This window comes from Corynebacterium sp. HMSC14H10, assembly GCF_001807105.1.
GTDB classification, from domain to species: Bacteria; Actinomycetota; Actinomycetes; order Mycobacteriales; family Mycobacteriaceae; genus Corynebacterium; species Corynebacterium jeikeium_D.
In genome coordinates this window covers 24,189-43,087 of sequence record NZ_KV787438.1, presented here as the reverse complement: position 1 = coordinate 43,087, position 18,899 = coordinate 24,189, and the positions used below count along the sequence as shown (strand labels likewise).

Annotated in this window: 16 protein-coding genes; 9 read left to right on the top strand and 7 right to left on the bottom strand. The window is 57.9% G+C overall.

From position 1 onward, the window contains the following. Positions 1–114: 114 nt before the first annotated feature. The 3 genes from HMPREF3135_RS07795 to HMPREF3135_RS07785 all read right to left on the bottom strand — a co-directional run bounded on the left by HMPREF3135_RS07795 (position 115) and on the right by HMPREF3135_RS07785 (position 5,577). Positions 115–768 carry a response regulator transcription factor gene (locus tag HMPREF3135_RS07795; protein WP_016421571.1) on the bottom strand — a complete coding sequence of 218 codons (654 nt, stop codon included), beginning with the start codon at positions 766–768 and terminating at the stop codon, positions 115–117. A gap of 133 nt (positions 769–901) precedes the next feature. Continuing rightward, a complete protein-coding gene (locus tag HMPREF3135_RS07790; protein ID WP_246818326.1) occupies positions 902–2,008 on the bottom strand; it encodes a histidine kinase in 1,107 nt (368 codons plus the stop codon). A 263-nt stretch (positions 2,009–2,271) separates the two neighbouring features. Next, entirely contained in the window at positions 2,272–5,577 is a 3,306-nt protein-coding gene (locus tag HMPREF3135_RS07785) for a heterodisulfide reductase-related iron-sulfur binding cluster (RefSeq protein ID WP_070439040.1), read from the bottom strand. 790 nt (positions 5,578–6,367) lie between these two features. Between HMPREF3135_RS07785 and HMPREF3135_RS07780 the strand changes: the two genes are divergently transcribed. Next, on the top strand, positions 6,368–6,976 hold the full coding sequence (locus HMPREF3135_RS07780) for a YdcF family protein (protein WP_016421568.1): 609 nt from the start codon (positions 6,368–6,370) through the stop codon (positions 6,974–6,976). A 6-nt stretch (positions 6,977–6,982) separates the two neighbouring features. On the opposite strand, the gene HMPREF3135_RS07775 is transcribed toward HMPREF3135_RS07780, so the two are convergent. Continuing rightward, a complete protein-coding gene (locus HMPREF3135_RS07775; RefSeq protein ID WP_070439037.1) occupies positions 6,983–7,759 on the bottom strand; it encodes an enoyl-CoA hydratase in 777 nt (258 codons plus the stop codon). A 246-nt stretch (positions 7,760–8,005) separates the two neighbouring features. On the opposite strand from HMPREF3135_RS07775, the gene HMPREF3135_RS07770 reads away from it, so the two are divergent. After that, positions 8,006–8,770 (top strand): cyclase family protein, encoded by a 765-nt coding sequence (locus HMPREF3135_RS07770; RefSeq protein ID WP_049171735.1) that lies wholly within the window; start codon positions 8,006–8,008, stop codon positions 8,768–8,770. 277 nt (positions 8,771–9,047) lie between these two features. Here HMPREF3135_RS07770 and HMPREF3135_RS07765 read toward each other — a convergent pair whose 3' ends face one another. Next, positions 9,048–9,779: a YcnI family protein gene (locus HMPREF3135_RS07765; RefSeq protein ID WP_049171733.1), complete on the bottom strand. Its 732-nt coding sequence runs from the start codon at positions 9,777–9,779 to the stop codon at positions 9,048–9,050. A 518-nt stretch (positions 9,780–10,297) separates the two neighbouring features. On the opposite strand from HMPREF3135_RS07765, the gene dnaK reads away from it, so the two are divergent. From dnaK to HMPREF3135_RS07745, 4 genes are read left to right on the top strand one after another with little or no spacing between them, the layout of a single operon-like run. Beyond that, on the top strand, positions 10,298–12,139 hold the full coding sequence (dnaK, locus tag HMPREF3135_RS07760) for a molecular chaperone DnaK (RefSeq protein WP_048734453.1): 1,842 nt from the start codon (positions 10,298–10,300) through the stop codon (positions 12,137–12,139). Between the two features lie 2 nt (positions 12,140–12,141). Beyond that, positions 12,142–12,729 carry a nucleotide exchange factor GrpE gene (grpE, locus tag HMPREF3135_RS07755; RefSeq protein WP_016421563.1) on the top strand — a complete coding sequence of 196 codons (588 nt, stop codon included), beginning with the start codon at positions 12,142–12,144 and terminating at the stop codon, positions 12,727–12,729. Positions 12,730–12,789: 60 nt separating this feature from the next. Then, positions 12,790–13,986 (top strand): molecular chaperone DnaJ, encoded by a 1,197-nt coding sequence (gene dnaJ, locus HMPREF3135_RS07750; RefSeq protein ID WP_005511752.1) that lies wholly within the window; start codon positions 12,790–12,792, stop codon positions 13,984–13,986. Beyond that, a complete protein-coding gene (locus HMPREF3135_RS07745; protein ID WP_016421562.1) occupies positions 13,986–14,396 on the top strand; it encodes a heat shock protein transcriptional repressor HspR in 411 nt (136 codons plus the stop codon). Before dnaJ ends, HMPREF3135_RS07745 begins: the two co-directional genes overlap by 1 nt. A gap of 108 nt (positions 14,397–14,504) precedes the next feature. Here the strand turns inward: HMPREF3135_RS07745 and HMPREF3135_RS07740 are convergent, their stop codons facing one another. Next, entirely contained in the window at positions 14,505–16,067 is a 1,563-nt protein-coding gene (locus HMPREF3135_RS07740; protein WP_070439035.1) for an alpha/beta hydrolase, read from the bottom strand. Beyond that, positions 16,055–16,372: a hypothetical protein gene (locus HMPREF3135_RS07735; RefSeq protein WP_070439032.1), complete on the bottom strand. Its 318-nt coding sequence runs from the start codon at positions 16,370–16,372 to the stop codon at positions 16,055–16,057. Before HMPREF3135_RS07735 ends, HMPREF3135_RS07740 begins: the two co-directional genes overlap by 13 nt. Before the next feature lie 143 nt (positions 16,373–16,515). On the opposite strand from HMPREF3135_RS07735, the gene HMPREF3135_RS07730 reads away from it, so the two are divergent. The 3 genes from HMPREF3135_RS07730 (at position 16,516) to HMPREF3135_RS07720 (ending at position 18,819) form a co-directional block, all read left to right on the top strand. Next, a complete protein-coding gene (locus tag HMPREF3135_RS07730) occupies positions 16,516–17,364 on the top strand; it encodes a nitrilase-related carbon-nitrogen hydrolase (RefSeq protein ID WP_070439029.1) in 849 nt (282 codons plus the stop codon). Positions 17,365–17,479: 115 nt separating this feature from the next. Next, positions 17,480–18,097, top strand: a complete 618-nt coding sequence (locus HMPREF3135_RS07725; RefSeq protein ID WP_038626783.1) for a trimeric intracellular cation channel family protein — start codon at positions 17,480–17,482, stop codon at positions 18,095–18,097. Between the two features lie 83 nt (positions 18,098–18,180). Continuing rightward, a complete protein-coding gene (locus HMPREF3135_RS07720; protein ID WP_070439026.1) occupies positions 18,181–18,819 on the top strand; it encodes a DedA family protein in 639 nt (212 codons plus the stop codon). Positions 18,820–18,899 lie beyond the last annotated feature (80 nt).

Genomic DNA, 18,899 nt, shown 5'->3' with positions numbered 1-18,899 from the left:
ATGCGGACACACTTTTCTTTACTTAACCCTGAATATGCCCCTTTTTGCTATCCATCTCGGGCCTGCAAAGGCTCAATTCAGAGCCGCTAACCGGCCAAATCTTAGAGCCCCTGGTTATTCTGCGGCAGCGGATGCCGGCGGGTGGAAGCCTGCGTCTATTGCTTTCAGCGCCAGGTCCAGGCGAGAGGTAGCTCCAAACTTATTGAACATGCTGGAGAGGTGCTTCTTGATAGTGCCCGGCGACTTGCCGAGTTCCTTGGCGATGTCGTGGTTTGACTTACCGCGGCAGATTAGGCCGAGAACCTCTCGCTCGGCTTGAGTGATCTTGTACGAGGAAATGTTGCGGGACGGCAGAGTTTTAATCAGCCGAGTCGCAGAAATCGGCGAGATGACGGTGCCACCCTGGAAGACATCTTCAACGGTGCCAATGACAGATTCCGGGCGGGCAGTTTTGAGAATGTAGCCATTTCCGCCGAGACTCAAGATTTTCAGCATTGTTTCATCGGTATCAAATGAGGTGATAGCGATGAATTTCGGTGGATTCTCCACCTTCTTAATGCGCTCAAGTAGCTCAACGCCGTCCATGTTGGGCATATGAATATCGGTCAAAACTACGTCAACGCCACCACGGGCAATAATGTTGAGAGCCTCGTGGCCATCGCTGGCTTCATCGACCACGGTGATATGCGGTGCCTTCTTGAAATAGGTTCGCAGCGTCGAGAGTACGAGTGGGTCGTCGTCGACAATGAGAACCTTAATGTCAGACATCCGCGAACCTTTCATAGAAGTTATAAAAACCGAACAATATCTGTCATCGTGTGATATTACTACGCTAACCAGGACTTTTCGAGAGATATCTTCGTCACAGGCGGCTACTACATCAATCTTACGCTAGCGTAACCTACTGGTTGGTAGGTGGCATGTGGAGTTTGCAATTCCACACATTTCCTTCTCGTTCTGACGTGATGGAACCGTCCCACGGTCGCACTCGCCGATGCAGTGAGGAAAGCCCCAAACCGCTCGAGAGCATCGCCCGCGGCAGAAAATGCGGTAGCGCCTTCGATATCTGATTGCTGATGTCGAGCGTGAAGCCATCTTCTTCATTGCTCAGCGCCAGAATGTGAACGTTCGTTTGCGGTTCGCCGTACTTCTGAATGTTCGTGCAGAACTCCGACAGCGCCGGCGAGATAACCTCTGAAATCTGCGTCAAAGAGGGCTCGGTTTCGATCCTCGTGGCCAGCGAAACGTTAAACCCAGCTTCCTGTAGTTCATCTTTGGCCTGTTGGAGCACCTTGTTCATGCTGGGAACTCGCTCATCCTGGCCGATAGCGGAGGTCAAAGAACTCTCGTCGTCAGCGGATTTCAGCAATGAAAGCAACTGGCGAAGCTGTAGCAGGCCTTCTCGGGAGGTCTCTGCGATGTCCTCCAGGGATTCTTCAAGTTTTTCATCGGTCCCTTCTCGCTCGATGGCGAGCGCCTGTGCCAGCATGGTTACGCGAGTAAAGGACTTGGCGGTGGAGTCGTGCAGTACGGTCGCCAACTCAAGGCGTTGTTCTTCCAGAGCGCGGTTAGATTCAATCGTTGCCCGCCGGCGTTGCTCTTTGTAGCGGCTGCGCATCATGCCGATGGCGTAGGCAATTACAAAAAGCAGTGTTGTCACAAAGGTTGCGACATGGTCGCGTGCGAAAGTACTTGTGTTTACGTCGTAGTTTGAAATCACCAACAAGAGCAACGCAGTGATTCTCGCCGGCATCTTGTTGTTGTTAGCACGCATCACTTCCACGATGAGAAGCGCACAGAAAATCTGCATTGGAGCTTGCTCTGTTGGGAGGAAGGTCAACGCCAAGAAATTCGCTGGGACAACCACCATGGCAAAGAGCGGCAAATACGTGGCCACTGCAACAAGAATGACCTGAAGGCCACCGATAATGGTCGGCAACAATAAATCAGAGTTGCTCTCGCGGAAAATTAGCGCATCGAGAGCCGTGAGGATCAGCGCAATGACCATCTCCACTGACCCCGGAGTCCTCAGAAAGTCTCTTATCTGTGACAGCGATTTCTTAATCACTACGCCAAGACCTCTTTCCACACCACAACGCGGTCATCTCTAACGGGATGCAGTAATCAATATGCAGTAATCAATATATTGTCAGTGCGGTTGAGAGTGCCATTTGCATGATTAATGCCGTGGCGCAGGGGTCGTCGTAAAGCACAAAAAATCCGCCCGGGAAGAATAACCTCTCGGGCGGATTCCTGTTTACTTAGCGAGCGCTACTTACGTCGCGCCGATCCTGGCAGCGGAACTCCGTGCTGGTTGCGCGGAAGGTTCTTAGCGCTTGCCGACGGCGCCTGCGTCTCCTCGGCTGGGGCCTCAGTGGCCTGCTCGGTGGAGGTGGCATCTTCCGCCGACTGCTGTTCGGTAACCTCTGGCTGCGCCGGAGCCTGCTCTGCCTCTGGCTGAGCAGGAGCCTCCTGAGCTTCGGTTTCCTCTGCTGCCGGGGCAGGGGTGCTGGCGACTGGCTTGGCCTTGCGTGCGCCACCCGGGATTGGAGCGCCCTTGCGTGCGCCGCCCGGAACCGGAGCACCGGATGCGGTCTTCGGCTGCTCAGCTGCTGGCTGGTCAGCTGCTGGCTGCTCGGACTCGGTGGCCGCTACTTCAGCAGCGGTGTCCTCGGCGGGAGCGGTTTCCTCGGCCTTCGGCTTGGCGGCCGGGGCTGCCTTCTTAGCACCACCTGGAACCGGGGCACCCTTGCGTGCGCCACCCGGAATCGGAGCGCCCTTGGTTGCCTTCGGAGCCTCAGCCGGAGCTTCGGTTTCTGCAGCTGCTGGCTCTGCCTGCGCGGCCGGCTTAGCGGCCTTGGCGCCGCCCGGAACTGGAGCGCCCTTCTTAGCGCCACCTGGAACCGGTGCGCCGGCCTTGGCGCCGCCTGGCTTCGGAGCGCCGCCCGGAGCTGGAGCACCCTTCTTGGCACCGCCTGGGGTCGGGGCGCCGCCCTTTGCACCACCTGGAACCGGGGCGCCGGCCTTGGCGCCGCCTGGCTTCGGAGCGCCACCCGGAGCAGGAGCACCCTTCTTGGCGCCACCCGGAGTTGGTGCGCCGGCCTTGGCACCGCCTGGCTTTGGAGCACCACCCGGAGTCGGAGCGCCACCCTTGGCGGCAGCGCCTGCAGCAGCACCAGCAGCTGCGGCACCAGCGCCGGCAGCGGAAGCCTTCTCTGCCTTCTTCTTCTCGGCAGCCTCAGCCTTCTTGCGCTTAGCTTCCTCTTCCTCGAGGCGCTGACGCTCTTCCTCTTCAGCCTTCTTCGGATCGACCCAGCCACGCTCCGGCTGCTCAATCCACTCCGGTTCGCGTGCCTGCGGCAGCTCGCCGTCGACCTTCACGGAGTCGCGGAGCATCTGGGCGATGTCCAGGACCTCCGGCTTCTTCTCGTCGTCCTCGATGACGTTGTTGACGCCATCGTTCATCATCGTCTTACAGAACGGGCAGCCGATGGCAATTGCCTCAGCGCCGGTTCCGACAGCCTCTTCGGTGCGGTTTACGTTGATGCGCTGACCGATGGTCTCTTCCATCCACATGCGAGCGCCACCAGCACCACAGCAGAAGCCGGTGTTCTTATTACGTGGCATTTCGACGAGGTTGGCGCCGGACGCGCCAATCAGCTCACGCGGAGCTTCGAATACCTTGTTGTGGCGGCCCAGGAAGCATGGGTCGTGGTAGGTGACCTGGCGGCCCTGACCCGAAGCAACCGGCTGCAGGCGGTTAGCACGAACCAGCTTGTTCAGCAGCTGGGTGTGGTGGACAACTTCGTACTGTCCGCCCAGCTCCGGGTACTCGTTCTTGAAGGTGTTGAAGCAGTGCGCACAGGTGACGACAATCTTGCGCTGCTTAGGCGGCACACCGTCGAAGACCTCGTCGAGCTGCTCGATGTTCTGCTCAGCCAACATCTGGAAGAGGAATTCGTTACCAGCACGGCGAGCGGAGTCGCCAGTACAACCCTCGGCCTGGGAGAGCACAGCGTACTTCACACCTGCGGTGTAAAGCATCTCTGCAACAGCCTTGGTGGTCTTCTTCGCATTGTCGTCGTAAGCACCGGCACAACCGACCCAGAACAGGTACTCGGTATCGTCGAAGCTCTCGACATCCTCGCCCCAAATCGGGACAACGACGCCTTCCTTGCGGACCTCATTGATCCAGTCGGCGCGAGTGGAAGCGTTCTGGCCCCACGGGTTGCCCTTGGTCTCAAGGTTCTTGAACAGGCCAGCCAGCTCGGTCGGGAAGTCCGACTCCACCAGGACCTGGTAGCGACGCATATCAACGATGTGGTCGATGTGCTCGATGTCAACCGGGCACTGCTCAACACAGGCACCACAGTTGGTGCAGGACCACAGAACGTCCTGGTCGATGATGCCCTCGTCGCCGTCGCCAACCAGCGGCTTGGTCAGGAGTGCTGCGCCAGCACCTTCGCCCTCGCGAGCGGTTTCGATGGTCTCGCCAGCCAACAGGTACGGGGCAGAAGCGTAAGCGTGGTCACGCAGCTGGTTAACCAGCAGCTTCGGGGACAGCGGCTTGGAAGTGTTCCATGCCGGGCACTGCTCCTGGCAGCGACCACACTCGGTGCAGGAGGTGAAGTCCAGCAGAGCCTTCCAGGAGTGGTCGGTGACTACGCCGGTGCCCATGGAGTCAACCTCCGGGTCAGCCTCTTCCAGGTTCAGGATTTCGCCGTTAGAGGTCATCGGCTTAGCCCCAGCGAGGGCGTTGTAGCCGTCAGCGTTGCGCTTGAGCAGGATGTTGGCGAACGCCAGGAAGCGGTGCCATGCGACACCCCAAGTGAGGTTGCGGCCAACAACGAAGAGCCAGACCATACCGGACAGCAGCTTAATCAGCGCGAAGATGGACACCATGACTTCGGAGGCCGGCAGAATCTGTGCGATACCACCGGTGACGAAGTTCGCCCAGGTCCAGACCTCGGCGCCAGTGTGACCGTGGTCGCCGTAGGTAGCCAGCTTGGCAGCCTTGACGAACATCATGCCCAGGCCCTCGATGAGGACGACGGCCTCAACGAAGTAGGCAGCCTTGGCGTTGGATCCGTAGAAGCGGCTCAGACGCTCCTTGCCCAGGTTGGTCTGGCGGACGAGAATCAGTGCCAGGATGCCCAGGGTGGTGCCCAGGCCGAGCAGTTCGTCGATGAAGTGCCAGGCCGTCAGATTCCTGAGGATTGGCCAACCACCGGCTGGCCAGAAGGTCTGAATGTACGCCTCGAACCACACTAGGGAACCGAGGAGGAAGCCCACCATGACGAACCAGTGAGCCACAGCAACGCCGGGCTTCTTGGCCATCTTGGTGTGACCGACGATCTCTCGGATCATGGTCCAAATACGGGTTCCCCATTCACCGGTGTGACCGTACGTCTTTTGGCCCACCATGATGGTCTTCACCATATGGGTGAATCCCTTAATAAAGATGAACCAGCAGGGCAGGGACAACAGGACGCCAATAACGCCGACTGCGACGGTGAATCCGGTAGATTCCGGAATCGCCGTGTCAGCCGTCGCCGCGGCGAGGTTGAGCACGCTCATAATGTTCCTTCTAGGCTGGCTCAGCCAGGGTGATGGCTGAGTGAAAATAGTTCTCTTGTGAGTTCTATCACGAGCCGCGGACGCTTACCTAACTAATGTGCAAAATAGTGCTGAATTCATCGATACACGGTGTAACCAGCGGTTATTTGACGAATTACGCAAAAAAATCGTTGTTTTATTCGAGAGGGGTTCGACGGGTTTTAACGCCTTCGCTTAACGACGGCGCGCGGCACTTTCGTCGTCACGCTTTTATGGGCGGAAGTGGCGGCGGCGTTGCGTGTATGTAGTTGTCGAGTGTTGCCGATTCGATGTTTTGCGGACGCATTGTGGGGGTAGTGCCGGAGTGTCGGGGCGGGACTGTGTCGCGAGACGGAGGGGGTGCTCGGTGGTGTGTTGGCCTTCGAAAATTGACTGAAGCAGACATGTATTCACATGCGTTACATGCTTAACATAAATAACAATAGTGACTTCTGTACCTGTGTTTTGGTGGATAATTTGCTATTGGATCCCGGGATTTGCTGGCAGTTAACGAAAAAGTCATTAAATGTAACTCACTTTTATGAATCCCAAGTGGATTTAAAAGCCTCTACGTCCGCAATTTACCTGGTAGGCGGCGTGCTATTTTGGTGGCGAAGAGAGTGCCTGGCCACCCCCGCGTAATTCTTATGTAGGCGCCATTTTGTGTAGCGCCTAGTATTAGCAGCGTGATACTGCGGATTTATCCGCCTGATTCTAAATGGCATGTGGAGTGTGGATTTCTCCGTGCCACTTTTTCTTGAGAGGGACTTTAATGGCGCGATCTTTCCGTGCAATCGCTATGGCTGGAGCAGGCCTTATTCTTACTGCGAGTGCGGTCTTTGGCTCGGGTGTAGTGGCAAACGCCAATCCGGTCAGTGCGGTCGCAGTCAAGGCGTTCAATAGCTCGCTTGTGACTCCAGTGGTGGTGTCCCCGGTCGGACGTGCAGCTGCGGAGACTGCGTTACTTGATCCTCAGGTGCCGATTATTGTGCTCGGAGCCCGTCTTAATCCCGACTGCAGTGCTCCTGCTGTTTTGACGTCCCGATTGGAAACTGCACGTTCGCTGGCGCTGCGTCATCCGCTTAACCCGGTCGTCGTCACGGGTGGTCGTACTCAGCCGGGCTGCCAGACTGAGGCTGAGTACATGCGTGATGCGCTTGCATCTATGGGAGTGTGGAAGCGACGAATCACGATGGAAACAAACTCAGACTCCACCGTTGAAAACGCGGCAGGCACTGCATACCTTGCAGGATCGGGAGCCCGTGGCGTTCGTGCTGCTGTCATTGTGACTTCTCCAACGCACACACCGCGTGCACGAGACACCTATGCTGCCGCCGACAACTCGGCTCTGTGGCTGGCAGTCCCGTCGACTGTGAACTAGCAGTTTCTAGGAATTGGTGAAGTTTGCCTCGCGCTTTTCAGTGAAAGCGGCCATGCCTTCCTTCTGGTCATTGGAGGAGAACAGGGAGTGGAAGGTGCGACGCTCAAAGAGCAGTCCCTGCGACAGCGTCATTTCGTAGGCCTGGTTGATCTGTTCCTTAATCTGAGTAGTGGCTACCAGTGACTTCGACGCAATGGTGTCGGCGACCTTCAGGGCCTCGTCGAGAAGCGCCTCCGGCTCGACGACGCGGGCGACCAGACCTGCGCACTCAGCTTCCTCGGCACCCATCATGCGGCCGGTGAGGCACATCTCCATTGCCTTAGCCTTGCCGATTGCGCGGGTGAGACGCTGCGAGCCGCCCATGCCCGGAGAGATGCCGAGGTTGACCTCAGGCTGACCGAACTTGGCCTTAGCGCCAGCGATGATGAAGTCCGCCATCATAGCGACCTCGCAGCCACCGCCCAGGGCGTAGCCGTTGACGGCGGCGATAACTGGAGTGCGGACGGAAGTCAGAACATCCCAACGTGCGAACCAGTCAGAGACATACATCTCGGTGCCGGACTTGTCCGCCATCTCCTTAATGTCCGCACCTGCGGCAAACGCCTTCTCGGAGCCGGTGATGATAATCGCGCCGATTCCCGAGTTGTTGTCGAAAGCGGTGGCTGCTGCGCCGATCTCTTCCATGGTCTTGTGGTTCAGGGCGTTCAGTGCCTTCGGGCGGTTCAGGGTGATAATGCCGACGCGACCTCGGGTTTCGGTAAGGATGTTTTCGTAGGTGGTCATTAGATACTCCTTTGGGATGGCTTGAGTTTGGTGAAAGTTGTGTATGTAGCCCGCAATTCCAAAATCTGAAGAACGTGGCTGCGGCTTGAAAAGTCTTTCCTGTATGCGAGGGTACCTGCGGTAGCGGGTGTCGTCAGGCTGTTTGAGCTGATAGGTGCAGGGTGGGGCGAGTTGGTGTCTTTTAGTGCTCGATGTGCCGGTGGCCATATTGGCTAACTAGACAGCTTTGTCTATATACTTCGCTTTATGTCGAACAAGAACACCGCAAACACGCACGAACTATGGGACATTGCTCGCAAGCTTCGGGAAAACCACACCTATGTTGACTTGACTCACGCGTTTCACGCCGGTCAGCCGAAATTCCCTGCGCTTCCCGACGAACAGCGAACACGGCTTTTCACCGTTGCTGAGCATGGATTTGAAATCGACCAGTATCAGTTTGTTGGCCAGTGGGGTACGCATGTGGATCCGCCTGTGCATTTCGTCCAAGAGACGAGAACTCTTGACAATATTGGCGTCGAGCAGATGATCCTGCCTTTGGTCGTCCTAGATTTCACTGCTGAAGTCGCTCGGGATAATGATTTCTCCCCTTCGATTGCTGATGTCGAGGCGTGGGAGGAACGCAATGGTTTGATTCCGGGCGGTGCATTTGTCGCATTTCGCAGTGACTGGTCAAAGCGGTGGCCTGACGCTGAGGCAATGGCCAATGCGGATGAAGAGGGCGTGACTCACTACCCAGGATGGAACGTTGAGGTTGTCGAATGGTTGATAGACAACCGTGGCGTTGTGGCGATTGGGCACGAGACCACTGATACGGACCCCGGCATCGTGGCTCATGGTGGCAGCTTGCCGACGGAACTCTATCTATTAGGGCGTGACCGATGGCAGATTGAACTTCTGGCTGGGCTCGACCAGGTGCCGGAAACGGGGGCTCTCGTGGTTGCCTCCTGGCCGAAGCCAAAGGATGGGACGGGGTTCCCAGCTCGAGTTTTTGCTGTTTTGCCAGTGTAATCCTCCCACTGCCTTCGAACGGTTTTCGAATACGCCATAAAGCTTCGCCTAACTCAATCCGAGCCTAGATGCGTGATTCAGCCGTCATTGTTTGAGAGCTTTGCATTGTCCGTTCACTGCGTCGACCGAAACGACGAGCCGACAGCACGGATTATCCTCCGGCGTGCATTGTCAAGATCGGCCGGCTCTATGTGCTCGCATGGGGTGAGCTCTGTGAAGGCATGGGCGGCAGTGCCGCGGTGAAGGCGGATTCCCGAGTGGCAATCCGCCTGTGGTCTTAACCTCGCTTACGCAGTGAAACTACCAATGCGGCAATACCGGTCAGCGCGCCCACGAGGCCGAGCCCCAGGCCCCAGCCGCCAAGCGTGCTGCTCGAATCCTCGCTGGTAGCAGCTGCGGAATGCTCCACGTCGTCTGAGCGGCTATCGCCGTGGTTTGTCTCGCTGGTGCCATGGTTGTGGCTGTGGTCGTGGCCGTGGCTATGTTCATTGTCTTCCGACTTCTCAATCAGCTCCACAGTTGGAACCGGGTAGTCACTATCGTGGTCCTTTTCAGCCCAGTTCATCGAACCCTTTTCACAGGTTTGCAGCGTCGGCACCTCAACTGTCGACGGCTTTGCGTCATCAGCCACCTTCACGCTGAGCGTCAGAGAATCCTTCAGGTCCGACGGCAGTGGAGTCTTTGCGGTGTAGATGACCTTCTGCACCTTTTCATTCTTGCCAGAGCCGGTCGACTCCTTGGTGACATCCCAGTTCGCGTTCACGTTCGGCGTAACCTTTTCGAACTCCTCCGGGATGGTGAACTCGACCTTCGTCGTCGGCGAACCGTCGCAGCCATGGCCGACCCCGAAAGCCAGATCCGCGTAGCCGCCAATCGGGGCAGACGACGGGGTTGCATGCACATGTGCGGATGCAATGGCAGGGAAGGCGAGGGTTAGTGCGGCGCTTGCCGACGCTACTGCGAGCCCACGGAAAAAGGGGAAATGGTGTCGCTGTGCATTCTGAGGCACGAAAAACTCCTAAATAAGTGGGATGAATTCTTGGCTCAATCGCCCCGTAAATGGGGAGAATTTAGACATGTATTAGTGGAGCCGCCAGAGCTGATTCGGTGTCAGGCCATGGGGTAACAAGGGCATGGCCTGTTGATGAGCCGGTGGCTGCAAAACACGTCAGGGGATTAGTCGGTTCGCTGTGCAGGAAAGTTCCCAGGGCTAGTGCTAGGAAATTCTTTGTCCCCCTGGAGTCCAGAGGCAGGATTCTGTATAGAAAATTGCGCTGTCGGCTACCGTGAGTGGCTTTAGAGCATAGTCTTGTAAAAATCTTTTATCGCGGTGACCTGCGGTGATGACGGTTTTTTTAGAAAAGTTGAGTCGGGTTGGAATAACTTTGTCCCATAGTCCGTTGCATAGCATGACAAACATTGAGTCGGACACACTCAAGTTTGCTTGACAGATTTTCTACGGCAATGCAGACTTGAGCGCGTAAGACTTAAGGGCAATTCTTTTACTTTTCTAGAAAGGTGTTCATCATGGGACGCGCTGTTGGTATTGACTTGGGTACGACGAACTCCTGTGTCTCCGTCCTCGAGGGCGGCGAGGCTCAGGTGATTGCGAACGCTGAGGGTTCGCGCACCACTCCGTCGGTGGTTGCATTTGCAAAGAATGGTGAGGTCCTGGTTGGCCAGTCCGCTAAGAACCAGGCTGTCACTAACGTTGATCGCACTATTCGTTCGGTCAAGCGCCACATGGGTACTGACTGGAGCATCGAGATTGATGACAAGAAGTACACTCCGCAGGAGATTTCCGCTCGTACGCTGATGAAGCTGAAGCGCGACGCTGAGTCTTACCTGGGTGACGACGTCACTGATGCGGTTATTACCGTTCCGGCTTACTTCAACGACGCTGAGCGTCAGGCAACCAAGGAAGCGGGTCAGATTGCTGGCCTGAACGTCCTGCGCATTGTCAATGAGCCGACTGCTGCTGCACTTGCTTACGGTCTGGAGAAGTCCGACAAGGAGCAGACCATTCTGGTCTTCGACCTCGGTGGCGGTACCTTCGACGTCTCCCTGCTGGAGATCGGCGACGGTGTTGTTGAGGTTCGCGCAACTGCTGGTGACAACAAGCTCGGTGGCGATGACTGGGATCAGCGCATCGTTGACTGGTTGGTTGAGAAGTTCCAGTCCAGCAACGGCATTGACCTGACCAAGGACAAGATGGCTCTGCAGCGTCTGCGTGAGGCTGCTGAGAAGGCCAAGATTGAGCTGTCCTCCTCGCAGCAGGCATCTATCAACCTGCCGTACATCACCGTTGATGCTGACAAGAACCCGCTGTTCCTGGACGAGACCCTGTCCCGTACTGAGTTCCAGCGCATCACCTCTGATTTGCTTGACCGCACTCGTAAGCCGTTCCAGCAGGTCATTGCTGACGCTGATGTTTCGGTTTCCGACATTGACCACGTCGTGCTGGTCGGTGGTTCCACCCGTATGCCGGCAGTCTCCGAGCTGGTCAAGGAACTGACCGGTGGTCGTGAGCCGAACAAGGGCGTTAACCCGGACGAGGTTGTCGCAGTTGGTGCTGCTCTGCAGGCCGGCGTTCTGCGCGGTGAGGTCAAGGACGTGCTGCTGCTCGACGTCACCCCGCTGTCGCTGGGTATTGAGACCAAGGGCGGTGTCATGACCAAGCTGATCGAACGCAACACCACTATCCCGACCAAGCGTTCGGAGACCTTCACCACTGCTGAAGACAACCAGCCGAGCGTTCAGATTCAGGTCTTCCAGGGCGAGCGTGAGATGGCTGCAGCTAACAAGCTGCTGGGCTCTTTCGAGCTGGGCGGTATCGCTCCGGCACCGCGTGGTGTCCCGCAGATTGAGGTCACCTTCGACATCGACGCCAACGGCATTGTCCACGTCACCGCTAAGGACAAGGGCACTGGTAAGGAAAACACGATCACCATCCAGGACGGCTCCGGCCTCTCCAAGGAGGAGATCGACCAGATGATCAAGGACGCTGAGAAGCACGCTGACGAGGACAAGAAGCGCCGCGAGGAGCAGGAAGTCCGCAACTCGGCTGAGTCCATGGCTTACCAGACCCGCAAGTTCGCATCGGAGAACGAGGACAAGGTTTCCCAGGACATCCGCGACCGCGTTGAAGAGGCTGCCAAGGAAGTCGACGAGGCTCTGAAGGGCTCCGACATCGAGGCCATCAAGTCCGCCGTCGAGAAGCTGTCCACCGAGAGCCAGGAGATGGGTAAGGCTATCTACGAGGCTCAGGCAGCTGAGGGTGCAACCGCAGCCGAGGGTGCTGAGGCCGCTGACGCTGACGACAACGTCGTTGACGCTGAGGTCGTCGACGAGGACGAGAAGGACAAGTAAGAATGACTGACCAGGATCAGGGAAACCAGCCCACCCCGGAGGAGCCGGCCAACCTGGCCGATCAGGTCAACGAGGTCTTCGAGCAGGCCAAGCTTGACGACGACGTGGAGCCGGCGACCGAAGGTGCCGCCGGCGACACCGCCGCGGAGGAAGCTGCAGACCCAGTTGCAGCCATCCAGCGTGAGTTGGATGAGCGCACGGAGGACCTGCAGCGCCTGTCGGCGGAGTTCGCAAACTACCGTCGTCGAGTTGACCGAGACCGTGAAGCCGAGCGCGTACAGGCGAAGGCAAAGCTGGCTGGAGAACTGCTGGTTTTGGCTGATGACCTCGACCGGGCTGAAGAGCACGGCGACTTGGCAGACGGCACGCCGCTGAAGGCTTTCGCGGATAAATTCCGTGGCGTGCTGACCGCACAGGGTGTTGAGGAATTTGGTGCCGCAGGAGAGGAGTTCAACCCGGACATCCACGAGGCTGTCCAGGATCTCTCTGAAGGGGATGACAAGGTTCTAGCCAATGTGCTGCGCAAGGGCTACCGAATTAATGACCGTGTCATTCGTACGGCGATGGTAATCATCGGCGATCCGCAGTAGCGGAGACACAAGTGACGCAGATTTCTTTGAATTAGTTTTTCTGAAAGGAGGAGATGCACCATGACTCAACGGGAATGGGCAGATAAGGACTATTACGCTGACTTGGGCGTCTCTAAGTCTGCGTCACTCGACGAGATTAAAAAGGCCTACCGCAAGTTAGCCCGGGAGAACCACCCGGACAAGAACCCGGGTAACAAGGCCGCTGAAGATAAGTTCAAGCGAATCTCCGAGGCATACTCGGTGGTCGGTGACGAGGACAAGCGCCGCGAATACGATGAGCTGCGTGCAGCTCTCGCAGGTGGTTTCCGATTCCCCGGTGCCGCAGGTGCCGGCGGAGCCGGTGCTGCCGGTGCACGTGGATTCGACTTCGACGTGTCGGATCTCTTCGGCGGAGGTGCCGGATTCGGTGGCAATGCTGGTGGTGCAGGTGGCCTAGGTGATTTCCTGGGCGGCTTCGTAAACCGCAATGGTGGCGCTGGTGCTGCCGGGCGGCAGAAGGCCCGCCGTGGTGCGGATGTGGAGACAGAGATTACGCTCGATTTCCGCGAGGCTGCCCAAGGTGTCACCATCCCGCTGCAGCTCACCAACCCGTCGCCATGCACGAACTGCAATGGTTCGGGTGCAGCGCCGGGAACCTCACCGGTGACGTGTACCACCTGTCATGGTTCGGGATATGTCAAGGAGCAAAAGGGGGCCTTCGGCTTCTCCAGTCCGTGTGCGGACTGTGGTGGCCAGGGCACTCGTATCGAGAACCCTTGCTCGCAGTGTAACGGCACCGGTGTGACCACCCGCCGTCGTACCATCACCGTTCGCGTCCCCGCAGGTGTGGTGGACGGCCAGAAGGTCCGTCTTGCGGGCCAAGGTGAAGCGGGACTGCGGGGACGTCCGGCCGGTGACCTCTTTGTCACCGTTCATGTTCGCCCGGATGAAGTCTTCACCCGCAGCGGCAACGACCTTGAGGTCACGGTGCCCGTGAGCTTCGGCGAGCTCGCACTCGGCGGCACCATTACCGTGCCGACGTTGGGTGACAAGATTCGCGTGCGTGTCCCGGCTGGCACAGCCGATGGCCGAACACTGCGTGTGCGCGGTCGAGGAATCCCGAAGCGCAATGGCACTCCGGGTGACCTGCTGGTAACCGTGCGTGTGAAGGTGCCGACCAATTTGGACGACAATGCCACTTCGGCATTGCGCTCCTACGTCGAAGCGGAACGTGCCAGCGGGTTCAATCCTCGTGAGGGTTGGGCAGGTGCGAAATAATGTCCGACAACACTGAGGTCTATGTCATATCCGTAGCCGCGAATCTCGCGGGCATGCATGCGCAGACGCTGCGCAATTATGACCGACTCGGGTTGGTAACTCCGCAGCGAACCTCCGGCGGAGGTCGGCGCTACACCAAACGCGATGTGGCGCTGCTGCGTGAGATTCAGCGTCTGAGTCAGGAAGACGGCGTCAACCTGGCCGGTATTAAGGCCATCATCGACCTGACTGAGCGGGTGGATTCGCTTGAGCAGGAAAATGCAGAACTGCGAGAGCAGCTCTATCAAGCAAAGGCACAGGCTCGTCGTTCGCGAGGCGAACTGGTTCACGTCCCACGCTCTACGGCAGTGGTGATGTGGGAGCCGCGCACACGACGCCGGCACAAAGACAACCGCGGTGGGGAAAGGTAATCCCACACGGCTGAGTGAACGGACTAACCAGCGTCGCCTGGTTAGTCCGTTTTCTTTTGGCTTGTTAATTTGGGCCGTGGATTCGCAACCGCTGATCTGAGAGACCGGTCAGCTGTCAGTTAGCCACCGGTTGGCCTCGCGGGTGAAAACTTCGTCGTCAAAGTAGTGTTCGATGTGTGGGTTGCCCTGGATGTGCCGATACTTTTGAGGAATATCCTGCACGGGAGTGACCATGAATTCGGCCAAGTCTCGCATGGACAGGCCACGCTCACTCAGGTTGAGTGCGTACGCGCCGAAATCCTCATCCGCTGGGTTTTTCCCATGAATCCCCAGTTCGGCAGGAATACGAATGGGGTCCATCGGGGACGTCGCCACTGCCACACGGTGGCTATTTTCATCTTCGGGTCGGACTGTGCCGTCCGGCTTGAGTAGTTTCATGTCGTTTGCGCGCTCCAGTCCGGGGCCAACACCTGGCGGAGCTATGAGCAGCACCCTATCCGCGTAGAGGCCACTACCAAGGGAAGCCTGCGAGACCACCGTCGCCCCATAGCTATAGCCGGCAACAACGTGCCGCTGAGTAGAAGACGTGCCGTGGCTAGTAATGCCACCGGCAATCGCAGTGTCACCACTATCGACACCACCGGAACGTTCAATCAAACCAGCTTGCAAATGCTGCAGCCGCTCAGCGGCAAAATTGTGATACTCGGTGCGTATGGCCTCACGGAGGTCGGGCGGCGCGTCATAGGAAAACAACACCACCGCCACATCCTCCGGATCTTCACCGGCGGCGTGGAAGGTCGCGGCTACGCGCTCGAACTGCCTGCTAGCATCCTCCGCGCTAGAGCTGGTGCCGGGGACGAGAGTAATCACAGTCGATGCTCGCTCAACGTCACCGAACGCAATCGCAGAATGTCCAGGCGAGGACTCCAATAGTTGTCCAGGAGGCAGCCCCAAAGCCCGGGCGCGAGCGGACATGGCAGCGTCTATCTCCGATAGCGGTCTACTCGAATACGCCCCAGTCAATCCGCTCCCAACTTCCAAGTCCCAACCACCGTCAAGCCCTCTGTCAGCAGGGTTGCCAGTACCACTGCCAGCCTGTGATGGCTGCAATCTACCCGAGCCGCTAACTTCGCTTGCCACCAGTGGTGAAAGAGCTGAGATTGCGCCCGCCGCCTTCTCATCGAGTCGGTTGAGTTCAGCCAAAGCCGACTGAATCCGAAGCTGCGAGGTTGCACGCCATTCGGCCATGGTGAAAGGCCCGGCAGGAATTTTGGGATGAACGAGGCTGCGCGCAATCGCAGACAGCATGCCCTCCGGCGGAGTCACCGCACCAGAAACCAGGTTCACCTGAAACCCCAGGTTGGTTGCCTGGTTTACCGCGTCGGTAAGTTCGCGGATGACGTCGTTAAGCATGGCGGCGGTGTCGCTGCAGCAGGCGGCGAGACGTTCGAGCGCGACGCTGCTTCGGCGCAGACGCGTGGAGCTGTGGGTGACAGAAACCTCGGCGGCGCTGCGGTTGTCGCCGGCGAAGTCATCCTCTGAAAGCGCGTTGAGTGCGGCCTGGGAACTGTCGGCGGAATCGGCGAGGGCGCGCGCCCCGGAACGCAGTGCCCGGGCAAGCGTCTCCAGCGAATCCACACGCCACAGCAGCGCTTCGCCTACCGTGACCATGACGGCTTTTCCAAGGCGGCGGACTGGTCATGCTCGTGCGCGAGAGCGCTGACCGCGAGGGCATCGGCAGCCTGCGCAATAACGTCGATGTTTGTGCACGCGGCAAGCAATGATTCCGACCACTTCCCACAAGTAGTGGAGGCAGCGGGGACAATCCGTGAGCCGGGCAGGGCAGCGGTGAGGTCGGCACTTCCCGGGGCAGCTGCGACGATGGTGGAAAGACCATCAATACGAGTGGAAATCTGCTGGTAAGAGCGGCTTAAAGCGGATAGTTGAGCTGGATTGACTGTGATGTGTTCGGCCATGTTTTTGATTCTGCTGGGTGGCGAAAAGCAGCGGAAGAGCATCTTCAGCGAACTGTGGATAACTCTGAGCGATAGCAACGCACGGCGACGTCCTGTGGATAACTTCAGGACAGTCAATCCGGGGGAGCCGGTAACATTTAGGCATGCGTATTGCACTGGCTCAGTTGGAATTGTCAGCATCGGTTGAAGAGAATCTGGACGCGGTAAAGGTGACTATCGCGCGAGCAGCACAGGACAACGCCGATTTGGTGGTCTTCCCCGAGGCCACGATGAAGGCGTTCAATTCCGGTCGCCTGGATGTCGTGGCGGAGTCCAGCAGCGATAGGTTCGTAGCGGAGGTCTCGCAGGCCGCTCACGATGCCGGAATCAGCGTGGTAGTCGGCATGTTCCGCCCGGCAGATGAAGTGGAGCGCGACGGTAAGACGATGCACCGCGTCTTCAATTCGCTGCTTCTGGCTTGGCGTGATGAGGACGGCCCCGGTGTCGAGTTCTACGACAAGCTCCACCTCTTCGACGCTTTCGGGTTTCGCGAATCCGATACCGTCGCGCCGGGCAACGCGCACGTGGTGTGTGATGTCCCGCTTGCCGACGGATCGTCGGTTGCCCTCGGCCTTGCGACATGCTTTGACATCAGGTTTCCGGAGCAATTCATTCAACTGGCCAACCTGGGCGCGGAGGTCATCGCGCTGCCTGCATCGTGGAATGATGGTCCGGGCAAGGTGACGCAGTGGCAGACCCTGGTTTCGGCACGTGCCTTGGACAGCACTTGCGTGATCGCGGCCGTTGATGCGGCACGGCCTGGTGGAGCGAAGGCTGCAGGCAAGGATGAGGGGCCAACTGGCGCGGGGCACTCCATACTGGTCAATGCGGACGGCGGGGTTATTGCTTCGGCGGGCTACAGCCCGCAGTTGCTTGTCGCCGATGTTGATATAGCGGAGGTGGAACGGATTCGCCGCTCGATTCCGGTGCTGGAAATTCGCGATCAGGGCTAGCTGGGAAGCAATGAAGAGGGGCGAGCCGAGCTGAAAGCAGGAGTGGGGAGCGAAGATTGCGGGATATTAGCCTATAGTTCTACCGATTCGGGCGAAGTCCTTTATATTTCTAATCATGCTGCTCCACATCCTCTGGGTCATTGGAATTACGGCCGAAGGCGTCACCGGCGCACTAGCGGCCGGTCGAATGCGCATGGATCTCTTCGGGGTTTCAACAATTGCGTGCATGACTGCTATCGGCGGTGGTACCCTGCGCGATGTCATTCTCGGCCACTATCCGTTGGTGTGGGTTGCAAGCCCACAATATTTGCTGGTTATCGTCGGTGCAGCACTGATCACGGTGCTGTTGGCTGACTTCCTGATGAAGCACTTCCGAGTCGTGTTCTTGGTCGCTGACGCGATCGGTTTGTCGGCGTTTTCCATCATTGGTGCCCGCGTGGCCATGGAGATGGGGCACGGTGTCATCATCGCTATTGTCGGCGCCGTTCTTACCGGTGCGTTTGGAGGTGTGCTCCGCGACCTGATGTGTGACCGCGTCCCACTGGTGTTCCAAAAGGAGCTCTATGCCTCCATCGCAGTCGTCGCGGCGACGCTTTACTACGTGCTCGACATGGTTGGCCTGCACGAGAGCATCAACATTATCTGCGCTGTACTGTCGGCGCTGTTCATTCGACTAGCGGCGCTGTGGCGTGGCTGGTCGCTGCCGGTATTTGACTATCAGGGGCGCGATTAAAACACAGTACCCAGAAAAACTCTCAGCAAAATACTCTAATTAGCTCAGCAGAATCGATAGTTGTTGCTGAAAAGATTGCCGTTATGGATTTTTCTGGATTCCTCTCCGGTATCGGAGACCCCGAAGCTCTACTCCAGGGGTTTGGCCCTTGGGTGCTTGCGGGGCTTGGACTCATCATCTTCATTGAGTCCGGTGTGCTCTTTCCTTTTCTGCCCGGTGACTCGCTGTTGGTCACTGCTGCCGTCTTAAGGTCAGAGCTAGATGTCCACACTTGGCAGGTGCTGGTTATCGGTATTATTGCCGCGGTGCTGGGCGATCAAGTCGGTTACTTCTTAAGCCACTCCTTCGGCCGCAAACTGTTCAGCGACAATGCAAAGGTGCTGCGAACTAATCGTCTGGAAGCGGCCGAGAAGTTCTTTGCCAAGTACGGACCTCTGTCGTTGGTGCTGGGGCGATTTGTTCCCATTGTGCGCACCTACGTTCCGCTGGCTGCGGGCACTGCGAATATGCCCTACGGAAAGCTCATCGGCTGGAATGTCGCCGGTGCGATTGGCTGGGTCGCCAGTATGGTCGCTGTTGGTGTGCTGCTGGGCAACATTCCGGGAATCACCAGTTCCATCGACAAGATCATGTTACTGGTGATTGCAATTTCCGTGCTACCGGTTGTCATTGGTGGTGTGAATGCGCGTCGTAAAGCAGCTGTTGCGAAGCGCTCGGTGTAGGACGGTGCTGTCGTAAGGGCAGAGGCGCCGACAGAAAAACTCCCGCACCAGGTTTTCTTGGTGCGGGAGTTTTTAGTTGC